This is a genomic window from Kitasatospora sp. NPDC089797 (assembly GCF_040684795.1).
GTDB lineage: Bacteria > Actinomycetota > Actinomycetes > Streptomycetales > Streptomycetaceae > Kitasatospora.
The window spans coordinates 122,474-143,892 of sequence record NZ_JBFBGS010000013.1; the positions used below are offsets into that span (position 1 = coordinate 122,474).

General features: G+C 74.3%; 15 protein-coding genes. 2 read left to right on the top strand and 13 right to left on the bottom strand.

What is annotated here, in order from left to right:
- The 9 genes from AB0O91_RS12800 to AB0O91_RS12840 form a co-directional block, all read right to left on the bottom strand.
- A complete protein-coding gene (locus tag AB0O91_RS12800; protein ID WP_363431063.1) occupies positions 1-1,530 on the bottom strand; it encodes a right-handed parallel beta-helix repeat-containing protein in 1,530 nt (509 codons plus the stop codon).
- 9 nt (positions 1,531-1,539) lie between these two features.
- A complete protein-coding gene (locus AB0O91_RS12805) occupies positions 1,540-3,486 on the bottom strand; it encodes an alginate lyase family protein (protein WP_363431162.1) in 1,947 nt (648 codons plus the stop codon).
- 2 nt (positions 3,487-3,488) lie between these two features.
- Entirely contained in the window at positions 3,489-5,675 is a 2,187-nt protein-coding gene (locus tag AB0O91_RS12810; protein ID WP_363431065.1) for a bi-domain-containing oxidoreductase, read from the bottom strand.
- A 92-nt stretch (positions 5,676-5,767) separates the two neighbouring features.
- On the bottom strand, positions 5,768-7,690 hold the full coding sequence (gene asnB, locus AB0O91_RS12815) for an asparagine synthase (glutamine-hydrolyzing) (protein WP_363431068.1): 1,923 nt from the start codon (positions 7,688-7,690) through the stop codon (positions 5,768-5,770).
- Positions 7,691-7,693: 3 nt separating this feature from the next.
- The gene (locus AB0O91_RS12820) at positions 7,694-9,223 is read right to left on the bottom strand and encodes a Wzz/FepE/Etk N-terminal domain-containing protein (RefSeq protein WP_363431070.1); all 1,530 of its coding nucleotides are present in this window, start codon (positions 9,221-9,223) and stop codon (positions 7,694-7,696) included.
- Positions 9,220-10,584: a Wzz/FepE/Etk N-terminal domain-containing protein gene (locus AB0O91_RS12825; protein ID WP_363431073.1), complete on the bottom strand. Its 1,365-nt coding sequence runs from the start codon at positions 10,582-10,584 to the stop codon at positions 9,220-9,222. Before AB0O91_RS12825 ends, AB0O91_RS12820 begins: the two co-directional genes overlap by 4 nt.
- Positions 10,581-11,879 (bottom strand): glycosyltransferase family 4 protein, encoded by a 1,299-nt coding sequence (locus AB0O91_RS12830; protein WP_363431076.1) that lies wholly within the window; start codon positions 11,877-11,879, stop codon positions 10,581-10,583. The genes AB0O91_RS12825 and AB0O91_RS12830 overlap by 4 nt, the downstream gene beginning before the upstream one ends.
- A complete protein-coding gene (locus tag AB0O91_RS12835; RefSeq protein ID WP_363431079.1) occupies positions 11,869-13,185 on the bottom strand; it encodes a nucleotide sugar dehydrogenase in 1,317 nt (438 codons plus the stop codon). The genes AB0O91_RS12830 and AB0O91_RS12835 overlap by 11 nt, the downstream gene beginning before the upstream one ends.
- 76 nt (positions 13,186-13,261) lie before the next feature.
- On the bottom strand, positions 13,262-14,629 hold the full coding sequence (locus AB0O91_RS12840) for a sugar transferase (RefSeq protein ID WP_363431165.1): 1,368 nt from the start codon (positions 14,627-14,629) through the stop codon (positions 13,262-13,264).
- Between the two features lie 975 nt (positions 14,630-15,604).
- On the opposite strand from AB0O91_RS12840, the gene AB0O91_RS12845 reads away from it, so the two are divergent.
- Positions 15,605-16,252: a hypothetical protein gene (locus AB0O91_RS12845; RefSeq protein ID WP_363431081.1), complete on the top strand. Its 648-nt coding sequence runs from the start codon at positions 15,605-15,607 to the stop codon at positions 16,250-16,252.
- Between the two features lie 39 nt (positions 16,253-16,291).
- Here AB0O91_RS12845 and AB0O91_RS12850 read toward each other — a convergent pair whose 3' ends face one another.
- Genes AB0O91_RS12850 through AB0O91_RS12865 form a run of 4 tightly spaced genes read right to left on the bottom strand, consistent with a single transcriptional unit; the run spans position 16,292 to position 20,645 of the window.
- On the bottom strand, positions 16,292-18,028 hold the full coding sequence (locus AB0O91_RS12850) for an ABC transporter ATP-binding protein (protein ID WP_363431084.1): 1,737 nt from the start codon (positions 18,026-18,028) through the stop codon (positions 16,292-16,294).
- 49 nt (positions 18,029-18,077) lie between these two features.
- Complete coding sequence (locus AB0O91_RS12855) at positions 18,078-18,338, bottom strand: lasso peptide biosynthesis PqqD family chaperone (RefSeq protein ID WP_363431087.1); 261 nt, start codon at positions 18,336-18,338, stop codon at positions 18,078-18,080.
- Between the two features lie 52 nt (positions 18,339-18,390).
- Positions 18,391-18,855, bottom strand: a complete 465-nt coding sequence (locus AB0O91_RS12860) for a lasso peptide biosynthesis B2 protein (RefSeq protein ID WP_363431089.1) — start codon at positions 18,853-18,855, stop codon at positions 18,391-18,393.
- Complete coding sequence (locus AB0O91_RS12865) at positions 18,852-20,645, bottom strand: asparagine synthase-related protein (protein ID WP_363431092.1); 1,794 nt, start codon at positions 20,643-20,645, stop codon at positions 18,852-18,854. The genes AB0O91_RS12860 and AB0O91_RS12865 overlap by 4 nt, the downstream gene beginning before the upstream one ends.
- 503 nt (positions 20,646-21,148) lie before the next feature.
- Between AB0O91_RS12865 and AB0O91_RS12870 the strand changes: the two genes are divergently transcribed.
- Positions 21,149-21,286, top strand: a complete 138-nt coding sequence (locus AB0O91_RS12870; protein WP_363431094.1) for a hypothetical protein — start codon at positions 21,149-21,151, stop codon at positions 21,284-21,286.
- The last annotated feature ends 133 nt before the right edge of the window (positions 21,287-21,419 follow it).

Consider the following 21,419-nt stretch of genomic DNA (forward strand, 5'->3'; position numbering starts at 1 on the left):
TCAATCACCGGCCCCGGGCCGCAGGGTGCTGCCCGCGTCCTGCTGGTAGGGCGCGCCCTGCCACTGGCCGAAGTCGAGGGTGCGGCTGGGGTCGTGGGCGACGAAGCTCCACGGCCCGACGTACGTGTTGTCGTGCCAGCGGTTCTGCTGCTTGCCGGTGATCGCGTCGGCCACCGGCTGGCCCTTGTACGGCGACCAGTCGGGGTAGCTGCCGTAGTTGGACAGCACGGCCATCCGGCCGCAGTCCACTGTGCAGCCGACCACGGACGGGTCGAAGGCGAAGCGGTTGTCGTGGATGTCCACCCGCTGGGTCTTCCAGCGGCAGTCGGCGTACAGCGGCGCGCTGGCGATCGTCGGCTGGGCGCAGCGGGAGGTGTCCTTCACCAGCAGGGTGCAGTCGCCGGAGGAGGTGTTGGCCGGGCTGTTGCAGAACCGGTCGGCGTTCTCCCACAGGGTGATCCCGGACCAGTTGTCCTCCAGCTGGTTGTGGTCGATCTCCAGCTTGTCGGTGCGGGCCGGGACCCTCGGCTCGCCGCCGGACTCGGAGATGTAGACGGTCGCGTACGGGAAGGTGTCGCCGCGGTCGGCGGAGCGGCGGCCCTCGACCCAGTCGTTGTGCCGGATGGTGTTGCCGCGGATGACCGCGTTGTAGCTGGTCTCGTAGATCAGCGCGGCACCGTCGTTGGCCTCCAGCAGGTTGTCCTCGATGCGGAAGTCGTTGTCGTTGGTGTCCGCCCACAGTCCGGGGCCGCGGTTGTCGTGCACCCAGTTGCCGCGCACGTCGGCGGTGTTGACGGCCCAGAACTTGACCCCGCCGGTGCAGCCGCAGCCCGGCTGGCGCTGCTCCCAGCCGTCGGTGTCGTTGCCGGTGATCTCGTTGCCCTCGACCACCAGGTTGGTGACCGCGGCCCCGGTCTTGTAGGCGTTCATCCCGTACTGCCCGTTGTCCCGCAGGCAGTTCGCGCGGACCTGCTGGTGGGCGCCGGCCATCAGCCCGGCGCCGGAGTTGCGCTGGATCGTGTTGTGCTCGATCACCCAGCCGTCGGCCGAGTCGTGGTTGACCACGCCCTCGTTCTGCGGGGCGACGAAGCCCTGCACGGTCAGGTAGCGGATGGTGACGCCGGTGGCGGAGCCGGTGAAGGCGTACTGGTTGGTCTTCCCGCCGTCGAGCACCGCGCCGGGCGCGCCGAGGTAGCTGTCGCCCTCCTTGGGGGCGACCTGGGCGTACTGGTCCGCTTCGAGCCGGTGGGTGCCCGGGGCGAGCCAGAACACGGTGTTCGGCGGGCTGTTCCTGGTCTTGACGGTGAGGTCGCCGACCACGGCCGGGTCGACCGTGACCGCGCCCGCCGGGGCGGCCGACGGCCCGGCCGCGGCCTGGTCGCAGACCCGGGCCACGGCCACCGGCGCGGGCGGCGGGGTGGTCGGCGCCGGGTGGGTGCCGTCCGAGCCGCCGGAGCAGCCGGTCGCCAGCAGCGCCAGCGCCAGCACCGCCGCCGTCGCTGTCGCCGGGAGCCGCCTTCTGATCCGCACCTCCGCCCCCTAGCCCCGGAACCTGAGCACGGTGGTGAGGCCCTGGGTGCCGTCGGCGGTGCCGGTGCCGACCAGGGTGGTGGCGGGCTCCCGGCGGCCGAAGCCGGCCGAGTACCAGCCGAGCGGCGGCGCGGTCTCGCCGCGGTGCGCCCGCCAGGTCAGCTGCCCGGGCAGGTCGAGCACCGCGGAGCACAGCTCGCCGTCCCGGGTCCAGGTCAACTCGGCGCGGTTGCCGGTCAGTTCGGCGGTGACCGTCGGGCCGAGGTGGAAGGCCAGCCGGGCGGCCGCCGCCCGCGGGCCGCGCACGTCGTCGATCACGTGCAACTCCCGCTCGGCGGCGTGCAGTTCGACCCGGCGCCGGTGCACGACGGGCCGGTAGCCGTCGTGCTCGGCGCACCACCGGGCCACTCCCGGGTCGGAGGTGTCGGCGACCAGGACCCGGCTGCGGGCGTGCCTGGTCCACAGGAACGGGCCGCCGGAGACGGACTGGTCGGCGCCGTCCAGCTCCAGGGTGTTGTGGCCCAGCGTCGAGCGGAAGTAGCGCCGCCACTCGGGCTGCCCGTGGTAGCAGTACGTCCCCGGGTCGGCGAGCACGTCGACGCCGTCCTGCCGGACCTCCAGGGACAGTGCGTCCGCGTGGCCGTGCGCGGCGATCGACAGGAAGCCGTGCGGGCCGCCGTCGCAGCGGCACCAGATCCCCGCCGGGCCGCGCAGGACGGTCATCCCGGCGTCGGGGAAGTGCACCGGCCGGCTCGCCGGGCGGGCCACCCCGCCGTTGCGCCCGTAGGGGCGCAGCAGCGCGGCCAGCAGCGGGGTGCGCACATCGGTGCCCGCCGGCGCAGGCCACCAGGGGAGCCGGCCGAACACGGCCTCCCCGGTGGCCAGCAGCGAGGCCCAGCGGTCGGTGCCCGCGCCGTCCAGGACGAGCCCGTGCCCGTCGTCCGCGTCGCCCTGGCGGGGCGGGCGCAGCCGGTCGTCCACGACGGCGGCGAGCGCGTCGCTCATCCGCAGCAGCACCAGCCGGACGGTGCGGGGGACGGGCACGGCGGCGGCGTCCGCCTCGGCCAGCGCGGCCAGGCCGAGCTCCAGGACGAGCCCGTGGTACTCGGTGGCCAGCTCGCGGTTGAGGCCGGAGGGGAAGGTGTTGCCGCGCAGGTGCCGTTCCAGTGAGCGCAGCGCCTCGGCCCGCCAGCGGGCCGAGGCGGGGAACCAGTCGAACGCGCAGGCCGCGGCGAACTGCCCGGCGGCCTCGGCGATGACGTGGTTGTTGGCCGAGGAGCCGCGGCTGGGGAACGCGGCCAGCCAGCGCTGGTGGTGCCAGATCTGCTCCAGCGCCACCGGGTTGGACTCGAACAGGGCGGCCGCGCCGGGCCAGCCGTCGAGCAGCCGGCGCACCCACACCCAGGACAGCAGCCGGATGCCCAGCTCGATGCCGCTGATCCAGTGCACCCCGCGCAGCGGCGGGTTGGCCTCCCACCAGGAGCGCAGGTGCTCGGAAGTCCGCTGGGCGTAGCGCTCGTTGCCGGTGAGCGCGTAGGCGGCGGCGAGCACCGTCAGGTGCTGGTGCCGGGACGGCTCCCAGATCTGCTTGATGTCGCCGACCGCGTCCTCGTCCCGGTACGGCAGGTCGAAGGAGTAGCCGGCGGGGGCCCGGCGGCCGGTCTTCGGGTCGAACGACCAGTCCGGGGCGGCCAGGTCGGTGCGCGGCACCCCGAAGTACTCGGCGTGCCCGTCCATCAGCCGGTCCGCCGCGGCGACCAGGCGCTTGGCGGCGTCGGCCGGCACCGCGGCGACCGCCCCGGCGGGCAGTGCGGCGGTGAACCGGGCGCCGGGGACCGCCGGGGCGTGCGGCGGCGCGGAGCGCCAGCGCCGCCTGCGCAGCGCGTCGCCGACCCGGCCGCCGACCTCCTGCGGGCCCATCCGGGAGAGCCGGCGCAGGTACCAGCCCGCGCCCATGCTCACAGCGGCCTCGCCAGGGTCACCGGGGCGCCGGCGGCCAGGCTCGCCCGCACCGCGAGGGTGGCCGCGGTGGTGGCGACCAGCGACTCCAGCGGCACCGGCATCGGCCCGCCGGTCCGCACCGCCCGGACGAAGGAGGCCAGTTCGGCGGACTGGCCCTTGTCCCGGGCCTTGGGCAGCCGCGAGCTGACCCACCGCTTGCGTCCGTCGAAGTGGACCGACGCCCGGACGAAGTCGTCGAGCTTGAGCACCTTGCCGTCCGCCAGGAGGTCCAGGGTCTCCTTGGGGAAGCCGGACGCTCCGGTGGTGACGTAGCTGAGGGTGGCGGTGGAGCCGTCCGGGTAGCGCAGCACGATCTGGAGGTCCTCGTTGCCGGCCGGCGCGACCGCGTACACCGAGACCGGGTCGGCGCCCAGCAGCCAGCTCGCGGTGTCGATGAAGTGCCCGCCCTCGCCCTCGAAGCGCGAGCCCTCGGTGCCCTGCTGGAGGTACCAGCTGCCGTGCTGGAGCCGCCCCGCGTTGACCAGGTAGCGCAGGCCGGCCGGGCCGGTCCGGGTGCCGAGGCGCTGCTTGGCCTCGCGCAGCAGCGGTGCGAAGCGGCGGTTGAAGCCCACCTGGAGGCGGTCGTTGCCGGACTCCTCCACCGTCGCGAGCACGGCGGCCAGTTCGTCCTCGGTCAGGGCCAGCGGCTTCTCCACGAAGACCGCCTTGCCGGCCAGCAGCGCCCTGCGGGTCAGGTCGGCGTGCGAGCTGTGCCGGGTGACCACGAACACCGCGTCGATCGAGGGGTCGCCGAGCACGGCGTCCAGGTCGGTGGTCGCCCCGGCGAAGCCGAACTTGCGCCGGGCGTTGGCCGCGGACAGCGCCGTGGTGGTGACGACGGTGGACAGCACGACGCCCTCGCGCCGGGCGAGGTGCGGCAGCAGCATCGAGCTCGCGTAGTTGCCCGCGCCGATGAACGCCAGCCGGACCGGGGACGAGCCGGTGCGGGTCGGCGCGGCCGGCGCGGCGGCGCGCCGGACGGCGGGGACGGCCAGCTCCGGGGCCGGGGCCTCCACCGGGGCCGAGGCGTACCGGAACAGCACCGCCACGGCCTTCAACTCGCCCTCCTTCAGGCGCCGGTAGGTCTCCACGGCGTCCTCGAAGTCGGCGACGTGGGACACCAGCGGCTCCACGTCGACCCGGCCGCGGGCCATCAGGTCGAGGAAGCAGGCCAGGTTGCGGCGCTCCGTCCAGCGCACGTAGCCGATCGGGTAGTCCCGCCCCTCCAGCTCGTACGAGGGGTCGTAGCGCCCGGGGCCGTAGGAGCGGGAGAACCGGACGTCCAACTCCTTCTCGTAGTAGGCGTTCCACGGCAGGTCCAGCCGGCACTTGCCGATGTCCACCACCCGGCCGCGGTCCCGGGCCAGCCGGGCGGCCAGCTCGACCGGCTGGTTGCTGCCGCCGCCGGCGGCCAGGTACACCTGGTCCACGCCGTGGCCGTCGGTCAGCTCGGCGACGGCGTTCTCCACCGCCGTGGACCCGGGGTCGCCGCAGGCCACGGCGCCCAGCCGCTCGGCGAGTCCGCAGCGCGCGGGGTCGGGGTCGGCCCCGACCACCCGCACCCCGGCGGCGGTGAGCAGCTGCACCACCAGCTGCCCGATCAGCCCGAGGCCGATCACCAGCGCCGACTCGCCGAGCTGCGGCTCGCCCTGGCGCACGCCCTGGAGCGCGATCGACCCGACCGTGCCGAAGGCGGCGTGGCGCGGGGCGAGGCCGTCCGGCACCGGGCTGTAGAGGTTCTTGGGCACCCAGTTCAGCTCGGCGTGCAGCGCGTGCTCGTTGCCGGCGCAGGCCACCAGGTCGCCGACCTTCACGTCGTCGACCCCGGCGCCGACCTGCTCGACCACCCCGCACAGCGAGTAGCCCAGCGGCGTGTACGAGTCCAGCTTGCCCATCACCTTGCGGTAGGTGGCGGGCAGTCCGTTGACGGCCACGCTCTGCATCACCTTGGCGACCTGGTCCGGCCGGGAGCGGGCCTTGCCCACCATCGACATGCCGGCCTCGGACACCTTCATCAGCTCGGTCCCGGTGGAGATCAGCGAGAAGGCGGTGCGGACCAGCACCCCGCCCGGCTTGCACCCCGGCACCGGCACGTCGAGCACCGCCAGCTCGCCGCTCTTGTAGTTCTGCACAACCTGTTTCACCGGAAGTCCCCTCGTGTCTGAGCCAGTTGCTGTCATGCGGAAGAAGACCGAAGGCGCCGTGGGACGCCGAACGGCCGACGGCGCCGGAGCCGTCAGACGGGCCGGCCGGAGCCGGAGGTCGCGCCGCGGTACCAGTACTCCAGGGTCAGCACGTGCCAGAGGTGCTTGGAGTAGTCCTGCTGCCCGGCGGCGTCCGCGGCGGCGAGCCGGGCCAGCGCGTCGCGGCGCAGGAACCCGGACCGGACGAGCTCGCCGTCGTTGATCACCTCGCGCACCAGCGGCGCCAGGTCCCGGCTCATCCAGGCCCGCAGCGGGGCGCTGAACAGGCCCTTGGGCCGGTACACGATCTCCCGGGGCAGCACCGAGACGGCCGCCTCCTTGAGCACGGCCTTGCCCTGGCGGCCGACGATCTTGCGGTCGCCCGGCACCGTGAAGGCCGCCCGGACCACCTCGACGTCCACGTACGGCACCCGCACCTCGGTCGACGCGGCCATGCTGGAGCGGTCCGTGTAGGCGAGGTTGAGGCCCGGCAGGAACATCCGGGCGTCGCCCAGGCACATCCGGTTGACGAAGTCGTCGAGGTCGTTGTCCAGGTACACGTCCGCGTGCTCGGTCAGCACGTCCTGGACCGTCCCGGCGAGGTCCGGGTCGACCAGGGCGAGCAGTTCGTCCCGGTCGTACATGGTGTAGCTGCGCCGGAACGCGGTCTCCTCCGGCAGGTCGGCGAAGGAGAGGAAGCGCTTCGCGACGCGCACCGACCGGAACCCCCGGCGGGAGGTGGCCACCGGCAGCCGGTCCACGGCCGCCGACAGGCCGCGCCGCAGCGGCCGCGGGACGCGCTGGTAGCGCAGCGCCAGCCGGTTCGCCAGGTGCTTGCGGTAGCCGGCGAACAGCTCGTCCGCGCCCATCCCGGAGAGCAGCACCTTCACCCCGGCCTCCCGGGCGGCCGTGCAGATCAGGAAGGTGTTGATCGCGGCCGGGTCCCCGATCGGCTCGTCCAGGTGGTACGTCATCCGCGGCAGCAGGTCCAGCACGTCCGGGGCGATCTCGATCTCGTGCAGGTCGACGCCGAACCGGTCGGCCACCTGGCGGGCGTAGCGCAGGTCGTCCGGCATCGCCTCGAACCGGGCGTCCTCGGCCCGGAACCCGATCGTGTAGGCGGAGATCCCGGGGCTGTCCCGGGCCGCCAGCGCGGTCAGGTAGCTGGAGTCCAGCCCGCCGGAGAGGAAGGTCGCCACCGGGACGTCGGCGAGCAGGTGACGCCGGGTCGACTCCTCGACGACGGCGGCGAGGTCCGGCAGCTCACCGGCCCGGGCCCGCTCCCGGCCCTCGGCGGCGACCTCCCGCAGGTGCCAGAACCGGCCGCGCTCCACCCGGCCGTCGGGCCGGCAGCGCAGCCAGCTGCCCGGCGGCAGCTTCTCCGCCCCGCGGAAGGCGCACCGGGAGTCCGGCACCCAGTAGTACAGCAGCGAGGCCACCATCGCCCCGTGGTCCACCTCCAGCGACCCGCCGGTGGCGGCGGCCAGCGCCTTGAGCTCGGAGGCGAACACCAGGCCCTCGCCGCGCCGCACCAGGAACAGCGGCTTGATGCCGAGCTGGTCGCGGACCAGCACCAGCTCCCCGGTGCGCTCGTCGAAGACCCCGAACGCGAACATCCCGCGCAGCCGGGGCAGGCAGTCGGTGCCCCAGCGCCGCCAGGCCTCCAGCAGCACCTCGGTGTCGGAGGTGCCGCGGAAGCGCACCCCGGCGGCGGACAGTTCGGCCCGCAGCTCGGGCGCGTTGTACAGCTCGCCGTTGTAGGTCAGCACCAGGCCGTCCGAGACCATCGGCTGGGCGCCGGTCCCGGACAGGTCGACGATGGCCAGCCGGCGGTGCCCCAGCTGCACCTCGCCGTCGCCCACGGGGTGGCCGTAGCGGCCCGCGCCGTCCGGGCCGCGGTGGGCGAGGGTGTCGGTGAGCAGGTCGGTCACGGCCTTCCCGTCCGGCCATCGGTACGTGCCTGCGATGCCGCACATGGGCTACCTCGCCTCCTGATCGCTGTCCGGGACCCGTGCGGTCCACATCGGTAGTCGTTCCGTCCGCCGCCGCACCGGGCCGCCCGGCCGGACCGGACGGTCGGTGCGGGCGCGCGGTGCGCTGCGCGGCCCGTCCCACAGGGTGCCGTCGGTGCGGTCGCGCGGATCGGGGTCGATCAGCACCACGCCGAGCACCGGGATGCGCTGGTCGGCGAGCTGCCGGGCCACCGTGTGCAGCCAGGCGGCGCTGCCGTGGCCGGCCCGGACCACGAGCACCGTCCGGGGGCCGAGGTACTGCAGGTCGGTCCACGCGGTGCCGGGGGAGACCGAGCCGACGCCGAGCCGGCGGTCCTGCCGGGGCAGGTCCGCGACGCGGTCGCCGCCGACCACGGTCGGATCCCCCGGCTGCGCCCGGCGCTTGGCGAGCTGCGGGCCGGGCAGGCCGTCGACGACGACCACCGGCCCCTCCGCCGCCAGCTCCCCGGCGAGGTCCAGCGCGATCACCGCCGCGCTGCGCGCGCAGCCCCGCTCCAGCAGCGACACCCCCTCCGCGGAGCCGCGCACGGTGCGGGCCAGGGTCGTGGTGAGCCTGGTGCGCGCCGCCCGGCCGCGCCGACCCTGCCACCGGCCGGCGGTCCGGCGCGGCACCCCGCGCAGCTCGGCGATCACCGAGGCGCCGAGGTGCGCGGCGATCTCCCGGCGCAGCACCGGCCGGTCCGCGACCACCGCGCCGACCGCGGCCACCGCGAGCCCGAGCACCAGCCCGAGCACCAGCCCGACCCCGGCGTCGGTGGCGGCCGTGACGGGCAGCGACAGGCGCACCGCGCGCGGGGCGTCCACGATCTGGGTGCCGGCCACCAGCCGGGGCGTGCCGACCTGGGCCTCCGCGGCCCGCTGGCCGAAGTCGGTGATCCGCGAGGTGAGTTCGGCCCGGCTGGCGTAGAGCGACTCCAGGTTCGCCGAGGCGTTCGGCCCGGTCTGCTTCGATCCGGTGCCGATCGCCTGGTTGACCTGGGCGAGTTCGTCGCGCATCCGGTCCCGCTGGTCCAGCAGGGCCTTGGCCTCGGCGTCCGCGGCCTCCTTGATCCGCTTCACGTGGTCGGCGACGAAGGCGTCGGCCAGCGCCTTGGCCCGGGCCTGCGCCTGCGCGTCGTCGGGGGCGGTCACGGTGATCTGCAGCAGGTTGTTGGTCAGGCCGGCGCCGGTGTACTCCTTCATGAAGTCCTCCGGCTTCTCCGTGGAGCCGAGGGCCTTCAGGGCCTGGTCGGCGATCCCGGTGGTCTGGAGCAGGGCGACGTCGGTGCGGATCAGCGTGCCGGGGTCGTTCGGCTGGTCGGCCTGGTGCGCGACCAGCACCTTGGCCACCGCGGTCGGCGGCGGCGGGCGCAGCACCGCCACCGCCGCGCCGAGCAGCAGCCCGACCAGCGCGGTGGCGCACCAGAGGCGGCGGCGCCGGCGCACCGCGACCACCAGCGTCTGGAGGTCCAGCAGCGGCGCGGGGGGCGGGTCCGAGGCGGTGCGCGTGCTGCTCACCCCGCACCCCGCCCCGGGCCGTCGCCGCCCACGGACACCGGCACGGCACCCGCCGGGGCGTGGTCGGCGGAGCGCGCCGGCCGGGCCCGGACCGGACCGGCCACGACGACGCCGACCAGCTCGTGCCCGCCGTCGGCACAGGCCTCGGCGAGGCCGGCCAGCTCCGCCGCCGTCCGGCTGCCCGGGCTGAGCACGATCAGGGCGCCGGACTCGTCCTCGCGGTCCGGCAGCAGCGGCCGCTCCGCCGGGACCTCCACGACCCGCAGCGGCGGATCGTCCGACGCCTCGGCGGCGAGCTGTCCGGCGGCCCGCCGGGCCGGTTCGTCGCCGTCCGGGACGACCACCAACAGCGGCCTGGTGGAGGGCAGTTGCTCCCGGATCCGGGAGCACACCCGCCGGTAGCGGAGCTGCCGGCCGGCCTCGTCGCCGGAGGCCTGCGGGGGCGGGACGTCCCAGCGGACGTCGGTGCCCAGCAGCCGCCCGGCCAGCGCCCGCGGGCCCCGCCCCCGCGACCGCCGGACGGCCCGTTCGCCGGGAACGTCGACGGTGCCGAGCAGCGCCGAGCCCAGCGCCGAGGCGATCTCCGGCCCGGTGCGCAGCCGACGGCTCGCCCGGGCCGCGGTGAGGTGGCCGACGACCGCCAGCAGGAGGAACAACAGCGCCCCCGCCGCGACCAGTTGGGTCCTGGTCGGCGGCGCCTCGCCGGTCGGCCGGGCGGCCGACCCCATGACGACCATGTTGGCCTTGTTGGCGGCCGGGTCGACCTGGTCCAGCTTCTTGATGGCGTCCTGCAGCGTGGTGCGCAGCTTCTCCAGCTCGGTACGGGTCTGCACGCTCTCCACCGTCTGCCCCGGGTCGACCGCGGCCGCCAGGTCGGTGATCCGGCGGCTGGCCTGCACCACCAACTGCCGCAGCGCCTCGGGCTGCGCCGCCTCGGGGGCGGTGCTGTCGCCCGCGACCCGCGCGGCGAACGCGACGAACTGGTGGGCGACCTGGTCGGAGAGCTGCTGGGCGCGCTCCGGGGTCTCCGCGGTGCCGGAGATCTTGATGATGTTTCCGTCCGCGGCCGAGGCGCTCACCCGGTCCTGCAGCTTGCTGCCGCCGATCCCGGGCCAGTTGAGCGCCGCGGCCGCCCGGTCGACCACCACCGAACTGGTCGCGATCTCCGCCTGTGTCAGCAACTCGCGGTCCTGCCAGACCCCGGGCAGCAGCACCGAGGTCGAGGTGGTGTAGCTCGGCGGGAACAGCAGCGAGCCGCCGTAGCCGACCAGCGCACCCAGCACGGTGAGGACGGCGAGCAGCCGCCAGCGCCGACGCAGGATCCGGCCGATCGTGACCAGGCGTATCGTGTCGTCGCTCAACGCCGCGGCCTTCTCCCGGGCCGCTTCCGCGCACCGCCACCGGTACCGCCGGCGGAACCGGTGCCGGTGCCGTCACCGCAGGCCGCGGCGTAGGCGGCCAGCAGCGCCCGCTGGGAGTTGCGCCAGGCCAGCGGCCCGTTGATCCGCTCCTGGCCGACCTTGCCCATCAGGGCCCGCCGCTCCGGGTCGTCCATCAGCTGGGCGACCAGCCGGGCGAACGCGGACTCGTCGTTCGCGGGCGCGTAGACGGCGGCGTCGCCCGCCGAGACCCGGGCCTCCCGCAGGTCGAAGGAGACGATCGGCCGGCCCATCACCATGTACTCGAGGACCTTGTTCATGGTCGACACGTCGTTGAGCGGGTTGCGCGGGTCGGGGGAGAGGCAGACGTCCGCGCTGGACAGGTGGCGCACCAGGTCGGCGTCCGGGACCCGGCCGGTGAACTCCACCTGCTCCGCGAGCCCGAGCCGCTGCGACAGCTCCACCATCGCGTCGAAGGTGTCGCCGCCGCCGACGAACACCGCGTGCCAGTCCGTCCGCCCGAGCTCGTCGCGCAGCTTCGCCAGCGCCCGCAGCGCGTAGTCGACGCCGTCCTGCGGCCCCATCACGCCGAGGTAGCACAGCAGATGGGGCTTGCCGCGCTTCAGCTCCGGCTCGGGCGGCACCGGTCGGAACCGGTCGGTGTCCGGGGCGCTGCGCACCACGAAGACGTCCTCGGGCCGCTTGCCGCCGCGCCGCAGCGCGACGTCCCGGTAGCTCTCGTTGGTGGCGAGCACCACGTCCGCGGCCCGGTAGGTCATCCGCTCCAGCGCGCAGACCCCGCGGTAGAGCAGGTCCCGGCCGCGGTCGAACCGGGACAGGTACAGCTCGGGGACCAGGTCGTGCTGGTCGAACACGAACCGGGCGCCGCGCCGCTTCAGCCACAGCGCGGGCAGGAACAGCAGGTCGGGCGGGTTGCAGGCGTGCACCACGTCCACCGGGCCGACCCGGCGGGCCAGCCGGGCGGTGTGCCACAGCGCCGACCCGTACTCCTGGAGGTAGCCGGCCGGACCGCCGGTGGCCGCGCGCAGCGGGTAGCGGTGGATCCGTACCCCGTCGACCACCGCCTCCGGCTCGGTGTCCCGCTTGCTGCCCTGCGGGCAGATGACGTCCACCGTCCAGCCCGCGTCGCGCAGCGTCGTGCACTCCTGCCACACCCGCCGGTCGAAGGGCACCGACAGGTTCTCCACCAGGATCAGCGCGCGCCGGCCCCGCCCGTCGCCGCCGACCGCGTCATCGAACTGCGCGTCACCAAGCAAGGCCCGTGTACCCCGGTTCGGCCCGGCGCAGCTCGGCGTCGGGAAGGCGGACGAGATCGACGATCGCCGGACCGGCACCGTGCGGCAGCGCCGCCAGCACCTCCGGGTCCCTGGTCCCGACCACGCACACCTCGGCGTGGTCGAGCACCTCGCCGACGGACTCGGCGAGCAGCTGGGCCAGGTGCGGCAGCCGGTTCTCGATGTACTCGCGGTTCGCGCCGAGCAGCCGGGACAGGTTCACGTTGGGGTCGTAGATCCGCAGGTCGTAGCCCTTGCCGAAGAGCCGCTCGGCCAGCTCGACCAGCGGGCTCTCGCGCAGGTCGTCGGTGCCGGGCTTGAAGGACAGCCCGAACAGGCCCACCCGGCGCCGGCCGGTGCGCTCGACCAGCTCCACCGCGCGGGCCAGGTGGTCGGCGTTGGAGGGCAGCACGTGGGAGAGGATCGGCACCGAGACGTCGGCCCGCTGCGCCGCGTGCACCAGGCTGCGCAGGTCCTTGGGCAGGCAGGAGCCGCCGAAGGCGAAGCCGGGCCGCAGGTAGGCGGGGCTGATGTTGAGCTTGCGGTCGGCCAGGAACACGTCCATCACCTGGTGCGAGTCCACGCCGAGGGCCTGGCAGACCGCGCCCAGCTCGTTCGCGAAACCGATCTTGAGGCCGTGGAAGGCGTTGTCCGCGTACTTGATCGCCTCGGCGACCGGGACGGGCACCCGGAACACCTCGCCGGGCAGGCCGTCGTACAGCGCGGCGACCACGTCGCCGCTGGCCGGGTCGAGTTCGCCGATGACGGTCTTCGGCGGGTCGAAGAAGTCCCGCACGCTGGTGCCCTCGCGCAGGAACTCCGGGTTGACCGCGACCCCGACGTCCACCCCGGCGGTGCCGCCCAGGTGCTTCTCCAGGATCGGCAGCAGCAGGTCGAGGCAGGTGCCCGGGAGCATGGTGCTGCGGAACACCACGGTGTGCCGCCCGCCCTTCCCGGCGACCGCGGTGCCGATCTGCTCGGTGACCCGCTCCAGATAGGTGGTGCACAGGCTGCCGTTGGGCTCCGAGGGCGTGCCCACGCAGACCAGCGACACCTCGCTGCCCAGCACCGCCTCGCGGACGTCCCCGGTGGCGCGCAGCGCCCCGCTCCGCACCACCTCGGCGATCAGCTCGCCGATCCGTTCCTCGACCACCGGGGCCTTGCCGTCGTTGACCAGGTCGACCTTCACCTGGTTGACGTCCACCCCGATGACCTCGTGTCCCAGACTCGCCAGGCACGCGGCCGACACGCAGCCCACGTAGCCGAGCCCCAACACGCTGACCCGCATGACCCGTTCCTCCCCTCGGGCAGGCCTCACGGCCGGCCATCCGGGCGCCGATCGCACGGCGCCCCCCACCCATCCGTCAGTAGGCCCCCTGGCCCTGGAGCACCGCGCGCAGCGTCTTCCACAGAATCACCGCGTCCAGGGCGAGCGACCAGTCCTCCACGTACCGCAGGTCCAGCCGGACCGCCTCCTCCCACGGGAGGTCGCTGCGCCCGCTGATCTGCCACAGCCCGGTGAGCCCGGGCTTGACGAGCAGTCGCCGCCGGATGTCCGGGCCGTACGCGGCGGACTCCTCCGGCAGCGGCGGCCGCGGGCCGACCAGCGACATCGAGCCGGTCAGCACGTTGACCAGCTGCGGCAGCTCGTCCAGCGAGTACCGGCGCAGCACCCCGCCGACCCGGGTGACCCTGGGGTCCCGGCGGAGCTTGAACAGCAGCCCGGCGCCCTCGTTGCGGTCGGCCAGCTCGGCCCGGGCCCGGTCGGCGCCGGCCACCATGGTGCGGAACTTGACCAGGGTGAACGTGCGGCCGTCCTTGCCGATCCGGTGCTGCCGGTAGAACGCCCCGCCCCGGCTGTCGGCCAGCACGAGCAGCCCGACGGCCAGCATCAGCGGGGAGAACAGGACCAGCAGGACCGCGGCGCCCAGCCGGTCGACGACCTCCTTGACGGCCCGGGGGCCGCCGGTGAAGGTCGGCATGCTGACCCGCAGCATCGGGATCCCGAGCACCGCGTCGACGTGCAGTCGCGGACCGGCCACCTCCATCAGGACCGGCGCCACCACCATCTCGGCGTCGCCGCCCTCCAGGTTCCAGGCCAGCCGCTGCAGCCGGTCCGGTGTCCAGTGCGGGTCCGGGGTGACCGCGACGACCCGGTAGCCGTCCCGGTGCACGTGGTTGGCGACGTCCGTCAGGCGGCCGACCACCGGCACGCCGTCCAGCCGGTCACCGCCCGGCCCGAGCGAGTACGGCGTGCACACCGCCGCCACCCGCCAGCCCAGGTGCGGGAACTTGCGGGTCCGGGCGATCAGGTCGCGCACCGTGGCCGGGCTCCCGGCGGCGAGCACCGGGCGCAGGCACCGCCCCTCGTTGCGCTGCTTGTGCAGCCACAATCGCAGCAGGTACCGCTCGGTCATGGTGACGCCGGTGATCGCCGGGATCGCGACGAAGATCCAGAGCCGGATGTTGTGCGAGCCGAGGGCGATCCCGCCGAGTGCCAGGACGACGGCTGCGGTGAACAGCGCGCGCCCGAGCCGGCGGAACTCCTCGGCGCCCTGGCCGAGTACGGCCGCGGCCCACGCGCGGGTCGTCGCCAGCGCTCCCAGCACCAGCAGTTCGGTGCCGAAGGCGAGGATGCCCCACTTCTCGTGCCAGTTGGCCGCGTCCCGGACCCCGAAGAAGCCGCCGATTGCCGCCACCACGAGGGCGGTGGCCCCGGTGTCGCTGATCATCACGGTCCGGCGGTACTGCTGCTCCCAGTCGATCCCGGTGCGGCCGAACCTCCGGTCCGCCGGGTGCCTGCGGGTCGACGGGGACGGGGCGACTAATTCCCCCTCCTCCTGCTCAACGGCCCCTTCCAAGTCGCCAGTGGGTTCGACGTGTTCGCTCCACACGGTTCCTCCCCCCGGGAGGCCGGGGCCTCCCGCAGTGTTCCTCCCCTAAGGAGGCCCTACCTCCCGTGCCGCGCTGTTCCTACCTCCGGGAGGCCCCCGCCCCCGGCGCATGGCAAAGCCGTCCGTTGCAGCGCTACGTGAAGATCCCGGTCCGGCACCGGGAGACGCTCGTCCCCGCGCCCGCCCGTCCGGGGCACGACCACCGGCCGCTCGCAGCGCGGACCGTGGGTCGGGTGAATGCCGCCTTCCGCCCAACCGGGCGGGGCGAAAATCAATGTAGAGCATCCGGGTCGCCCAAAGAGCGGGATGTGTGAAACAGGTGCTCGACATTTGAAGAAGGATCTTCGGACGGTGATCGCCGAAGTCCTTTCCGGTGCCGCCGGAATGCCCGGTGACCTGCGCGGAACCGGCTTTCCGGGCGACCGTCGCACTGTGAAGAATCGGGCCGGTGAGGGGTGATTTCCCGATGGGGCCGAAGTGACCGGTGGTGCGGGAGAAGGTCGGCGGGAATGCAGGGCACCCGTGGGGTCGGGCCGTGCATATGCCGTCCGGGGTCGGTGGACGGGCGGTCGCGGCGTTGCTCCTCACCGGGCGGCGGCACCGACCCGCCCATGATCGCCCGCGGCGTCGGCACGGCCGTCAACCTGCCTCTTTCGCAGGGGAATTCGAAGGCGAACCGGGCCTCTTGCGCGGGGCGGCTGATCGCGTACAGTCGACAGCGGTGTGCCGGGAAGTCTGGTCGGCGTGAAGGTCGCGTGTGCCTCCTCGCGGTCGGGTGGTGCCGTCGACGGATCCCGACCGCTGGAGCGCGCCATGGACGTCGCCGTCCCCCTCGTGTTCTTCCTCGCCTTCGTCACCCTGGTGCTCACCGCGCCGCGCCTCGACGCGTTCCGCGGCCGGCGCCGGGCCGGTGGCCTCGCCCGAGAACTGATGAGTCGTCACGGATTCTCCGCAAAGCCGGAGTTCACCGCCTCGCGGCTGCCGGTGGCCGGCCCGCCCTTCCACTACGGCGCCGCCCAGCGGCTCACCGACCAGGTCGGCGGCACGGTCGACGGGCTGGCGCTCACCGCCGCCGGCTACCGCTGCCGGTACAACGGGGAGACCCATGTCTACGGCGTCGCGGTGGTGTCGCTGCCCTCCCCGGTGGACGGGATCGAGGTGCGGCACGAACGGGCCTTCCACTCCGTCCTGGTCCCCGAACCGGTGCCGGACGGGCGGATCGCCAGCGGGGAGCCGGAGTTCGACGGCCGGTACCGGAGCTACGCGACCGATCCGGGCCAGGCGCGGCGGGTGCTGTCCGTCCCGCGGGTCCGCACCCTGGCCGCCGCACCGCAGCCGTTCAGCTGGCGGGTGGACGGCACGGACCTGCTGCTCTGGCGCTCCGGCGGCTGGGAGTCGGCGGAGGCGCTGATCGGCTGCGTCCGGGCGGTGACCTCGGTGCTCCGGCCCGCGGACGCCTGACGCCGGCCGGGCGTCAGGCGTCAGGCGTCCGCGGGCCGGTCAGTGCCCGGCGAGGCGCTGGAAGTCCCGGTCCCCGTGGAGGAGTTCGTCGTACCGCCCGGCCGCGGTGGCGGTGCCCCCGGAAAGCATCACCACGGTGTCGGCCGCCTCGATGGTGGACATCCGGTGGGCGATGACCAGCAGGGCGCACTCCTTGCGCAGGTTGTTGAGGTTCACCGTCAGCGCGGCCTCGTTGGCCGGGTCCAGATGGGCCGTGGGCTCGTCCATCAGCAGCAGCCGGGGCCGGGCCAGCAGCGCGCGGGCGATGGCGATCCGCTGGCGTTCGCCGCTGGACAGCCGGAGCCCGCGCTCGCCGACCTCGGAGTCGAGCCCGGCCGGGAGACCGTGCACCTTCTCGGTGAGGTTGACCAGGTCGAGGACCTCCCAGAGCCGGTCCTCGGTGACCTCCGGGGCGGCGTAGCGCAGGTTGTCGCGGAGGGTGCCGTGCAGGATCGGGCAGTCCTGTTCGACCCAGCCGATGTGCGAGCGCCAGTCCTGGAGGCCGATCTCCGCGGCGGGCCGCCCGGCCAGGCGGATGCTGCCGCTCCAGGGCTCGTAGAACCGGTTGATCAGGGCGAAGGTGGTCGACTTGCCGGCCCCGGACGGGCCGACCAGGGCGACCAGCGCGTGCGGCGGGACGGTGAGCGACAGCCCCTGGAGGATCGGGGTGTCCGGGCTGTAGCCGAACCGCAGGTCGCGGATCTCCAACGGCGGGGCGGCCGGGCCGGGGCCGGTGGCGTCGAGGGCGCCCGGGCCGGTGCTGTCGAGGGCGGCCGGGCCGGGAAGGGCGCCGTCGTCCTCGACCGGGAGGGCGTGCACCTCCTCGATCCGGTCGAGGGAGCCCTTGGCCCGGTTCACCGAGGCGATGCCCTCCATCAGCTCGGTGACCGGTCCGGTCAACTGGGTCGCGTACAGCAGCATCGCCACCAGGGCGCCGAGCGACAGCGCGCCCCGGTCGACCCGGGCCGCGCCGAACAGCAGGACCAGCACGAAGGCGGCGTTGATGGCGAGTTGGGCGGTCGGGGCGATCAGGGCGGTGAGCCGGGCGCCGCGCAGTGCGGCGTCGTAGGCGCCGCGGGCGAGGGTGCCGAGCTGGTCGATCTCCCGCTGCTCGGCCCGGTTGGCCCGGACCGTCCGCAGGGCGGACAGGGCCCGCTCCAGCCCGGCCGAGATCGCCCCGACGGTGCCCTGCAACTCGGTGGAGGAGCGGCCGATCTCCGCCGACAGCCGGTTGATGACCAGGCCGCAGGCGCCCAGGACGCCCAGGATGAGCAGCATCAGGACCGGGTCCAGCACGAACATCGCCACGACGCTGCCCAGGGCGACGCACAGGTTGGTGGCGATCTGCACCGAGACGTGGGTCAGCGCCTCGCGCAGGACGACGACGTCCGTCGAGGCGCGGGCCATCAGGTCGCCGACGCGCAGCCGGTCGAAGGCCTCCATCCGGACCCGTAACAGGCGCGAGATCAGCCCGGTCCGCAGGCCCAGCACGAAACGCTCGCCGGTGCGTTCCAGCAGGAACACGGCGACCGCGCCGACGAGCGCCTGGGCCAGCAGCAGCAGGACGAGGACGGTGACGGGGAACAGCAGCGGCCGGTGCGCGGTGAGCGCGTCGACCACCCCCTTGGCGGCCAGCGGCTGGGCGATGCCCACGGCGGCCGCGGTCAGGGTGAGCAGCAGGGCGGCGCCCAGGGCGCGTCGTTGCCCCTCGGTCAGGTTCCACAGCTGTCGAAGCATCGGGTGCGCGGCTCCCCTCGGAGGCCGGGCCCGGGGCGGTGCCCCGGGGTCAGCGGGCCTCCACCAGTCCGGAGGAGCGGAGTTGGTCGGTCAGCGCGGTGAGGTCCTGCTGGGCCTCGGCCGCCTCGATGCCGAAGTGGGCGGCGAACTCCTCGGCCACCTCGTCCAGGGTGTGGCCGTCGAGCAGGCGCTGGAGCGCGTAGGCGCCGGTCTGGTTGAGCTGCCAGTAGGCGCCGGTGCGTCGGCTCAGCAGCACGGCGCCGTCGTCGGTGTCGGTGGACACCGTGTGGGTGGTCAGGCGGAGCGTCATGCGGCCCTCCCGGGCGTGGTCGTGGCGTGGGCGCGGCGTGGGCCGGCCGTCGTCAGGCGGTGGGCGCGGGCTGTTCGGGGGCGACGGCCCCGGCCGCCGCCCGCTTCGGGGCGACGGTGACCATCGGCCGGAAGTAGCCGTCGGGGTAGGGCTCGTCGATGATCCGGCCCTCGGCCTCCACCCAGGCGTGGGCGCCGAACGGGGTGGTGCGCACCCCGGCCTGCCAGGTGGGCCAGCCGCCCCGGAACCGGCACAGGACGGCGGTGGCGATCGACCGCTGGAGGCAGTTGTGGACGGCACAGCGCAGGCTGACCGCGACCACCGCGTTGCGGGCCGCGGAGGCCCGGGCCGCCGTGACCGGCCGGGCGCCGGTGCTCAGCGCGCCGAGCACGGTGCTCAGCCGCCCGGGCGACAGCCTGGCCAGCGGACGGGCGATGGCCACCGCGGCCAGCGGCAGCAGGCGCCGGTGCAGCGGCAGTCGGGCGCGGGGCTGGAGTGCGCAGGGCGGGCTGGTCACGGCGTCTCCTCGGGGTCGGCGGCGGGGGCCGGGCGGTCGGCGCCGCCGCGGGCGGGTCCGGCCAGGGCCGGCTGGGGGGCGGGGCGGGCGGCGATCTCCCGCAGCCACAGTTCGGCGCCGATGGTCGCCTCCAGCTGGGCGGACCAGACGTCCCCGGCGCGCGGCGGGGTGACCAGCGTGGTGCGCAGCCGGCGGACGTCGATCAGGCCGCGCCGGGCCAGTTCGGAGTCGGCGAAGAGGTCCAGCAGGTCGGGGACGTGCTCCTGGAGGGCGCGGTCGACGGGCTCCTCGCAGTCGCCCTTGGTGGTCCGGGTGAGGATCACGTCGGGCACCAGCCCCTCCATCGCGGTGGCCAGGGCCGGCTTGTACCGCCAGGGGCTGAAGCGTTCGTGGGTGCGGATGGCCAGTACGGCCTCGACCACCCGGTCGTCCAGGTACGGCAGTTCGAGCGGCAGCCCGGCGGCGGCGAACTCGCGGCAGATCAGCCGGAGCACCGGGCCGGCGCTGCGCAGGGCGGTGAGGGCCTCGTGCTGGCCGCGGTCGGGCGCCAGCGGGGTGACCCGGGCGGCGACGTCCTGGAAGACCGCCCGGGTGGTGCGCACCGCCTCGGCGGTGGCCCACGGCGTCGCCGGCAGGCGTTCGCCCCAGCCCAGGGAGGGGGAGCGGGGCAGCGGCGCGCTGCGGGCGAGGTCGTCGGCGCTCTGCCGCCACCAGTCGGCGAGGTCGCCGCCGCGCAGCAGCCCGGCCAGGCTGGGCAGCAACGGCCAGTCGTGGAGCGCCTGGTGGGCCCGGAGTTGCCGCCAGGCGGTGAGCGGGCTGGTGCGCAGCAGGGTGTGCAGGTAGGCCGCGCCGCCGGTGAAGAGTTCGTCCGCCCCGTGTCCGGCCAGGTGCCGGGTGGCGCCGTGGTCGAGCAGGTGCCGGATGCCGAAGCGGATCGCGTTCATCCCGCGGGTGGCCGCGCGCGGGGCCTCGGTGTCGATCGTCCAGTACGGCGGGGCGAACACCGGCGGGGCGTCGGTGTCCGGCACGGTGAGGTGCCGGCCGCGGGCCAGCAGCCGGGCGGCCTGGCCCGCGTACAGCGGGTCGTCGTTGATCGCGCTGCCGCCGGTCCAGCAGAAGGTCATCAGGTCCGGGTCGTGCTCGGCGGCGAGGAAGCAGAGCGAGGTGGAGTCCATGCCGCCGGAGAGGTCGGCGGACAGCGTGCCCTGGTCGAGCCGGCGTTGGGCCACCGCCGCCCGCAGCGCCTCGCGGACCGCCACCGCCCCTTCGGCGAGCGGGACGTCCGGCTCGGGCGGCTGCCACCAGCGGGCCGTCCGGGCGGCGCCCTCGGCGGGGAGCAGCAGGCAGGAGTCGGCGGGCACCTGGTGCACGCCGCGCCACCAACTGCGCTCGCTCAGCGGCGCGAAGAGCATCCCGTAGGTGACGCTGGTGGCGATCAGCTCCTCGTCCGGCTCGGCACCGATCGACGCGGCCAGCACGTCGGCCCGGTCGGCGGCGACCGGTACGCCGTCCACCCGGGCGGTGTACACGCAGCGGGTGCCGGTGACGGTGCCCTGGAAGCGCACCTGCCCGTGCACGGAGGCCACCAGGTGGGTGTTGCCGGGAAGGCTGCGGGCCAGGGCGTCGAGGTCCGAGAGCTCGCGCACCGAGGAGACCAGCGCGTCCAGCCGGGCGGGCGCGACCGGGCACGGTCCGTAGACCGCGACCCGGACCGGACCGGCCTCCGCGACGACCAGGTCCCCGGGCGCCCAGGAGCCGACCAGCCACGGCCGACCGGAGGGGTGGTTCACCAGCTGTGGTACTTCGCCACCGATCCGACGGTGGGCCCGGGCGCCGCCCGGGGAATCCGGAAAGACCATGAGGTGGTCATTGTGCGACGTCACCTCTCTCACCCCCCACGTATCACGGTTATCAGGGCTCAATCAGCACCACGGGTGCTTCGCCCCAGAACCGTGCACCACCGTGGGGGGTCGCACAACCGGCTGAAACCGTTCCCCTTGCCGATTGCGCCATTCGGGAGCGGGGTTCTTCACGCCATCAGGCGTCGATAATATGCCGATCATGAAAGGCTTGATCCTAGATTTGATCGATTTTGATCGTTTCGATGCCTGTCATGTCCACTTCGCTAAATGGGTTGATCATCCAATGATTTGTTGACGATTCACCCGTATGAATATCGAAGCCGACTCGCATTGGCTGGATCGGCATTGTCCGTGTAGACACCATGGGCGGGCGGCGGCTCAATGAGAGCGAGGCCACGCCAGGCCTCGCTCTCGATGGATTGGAGAACATCGTGACGAAGAACCAGAAGCTCCCCGTGCGTTACACCCCGCCGGCGGCCGCCAAGGTCGGCGACTTCACCAAGGACACGGACGGCACCATCTACACCCTCAAGGACGCGACGACCCTGGGCTTCAAGAAGCCGCGTTGATGCCCGTCCCGCCCGGATAGGCCAGAGTGACCGGACGGGCCCCCCCCCCCCCCGGCGGGGCGGCCCCGTGCCCCCGCCCCCGGCGGTGCGCCGCACGTCGCCCGCCGTCGGCCCGCCCGGCGCGTGTGGCGCG

Excerpts from the sequence above, each read along its gene's own strand:
- AB0O91_RS12840 (WP_363431165.1), bottom strand. The coding sequence starts at position 14,629 with ATGATCAGCGACACCGGGGCCACCGCCCTCGTGGTGGCGGCAATCGGC.
- AB0O91_RS12835 (WP_363431079.1), bottom strand. The coding sequence starts at position 13,185 with ATGCGGGTCAGCGTGTTGGGGCTCGGCTACGTGGGCTGCGTGTCGGCC.
- AB0O91_RS12805 (WP_363431162.1), bottom strand. The coding sequence starts at position 3,486 with ATGGGCGCGGGCTGGTACCTGCGCCGGCTCTCCCGGATGGGCCCGCAG.
- asnB (WP_363431068.1), bottom strand. The coding sequence starts at position 7,690 with ATGTGCGGCATCGCAGGCACGTACCGATGGCCGGACGGGAAGGCCGTG.
- AB0O91_RS12845 (WP_363431081.1), top strand. The coding sequence starts at position 15,605 with ATGGACGTCGCCGTCCCCCTCGTGTTCTTCCTCGCCTTCGTCACCCTG.
- AB0O91_RS12850 (WP_363431084.1), bottom strand. The coding sequence starts at position 18,028 with ATGCTTCGACAGCTGTGGAACCTGACCGAGGGGCAACGACGCGCCCTG.
- AB0O91_RS12855 (WP_363431087.1), bottom strand. The coding sequence starts at position 18,338 with ATGACGCTCCGCCTGACCACCCACACGGTGTCCACCGACACCGACGAC.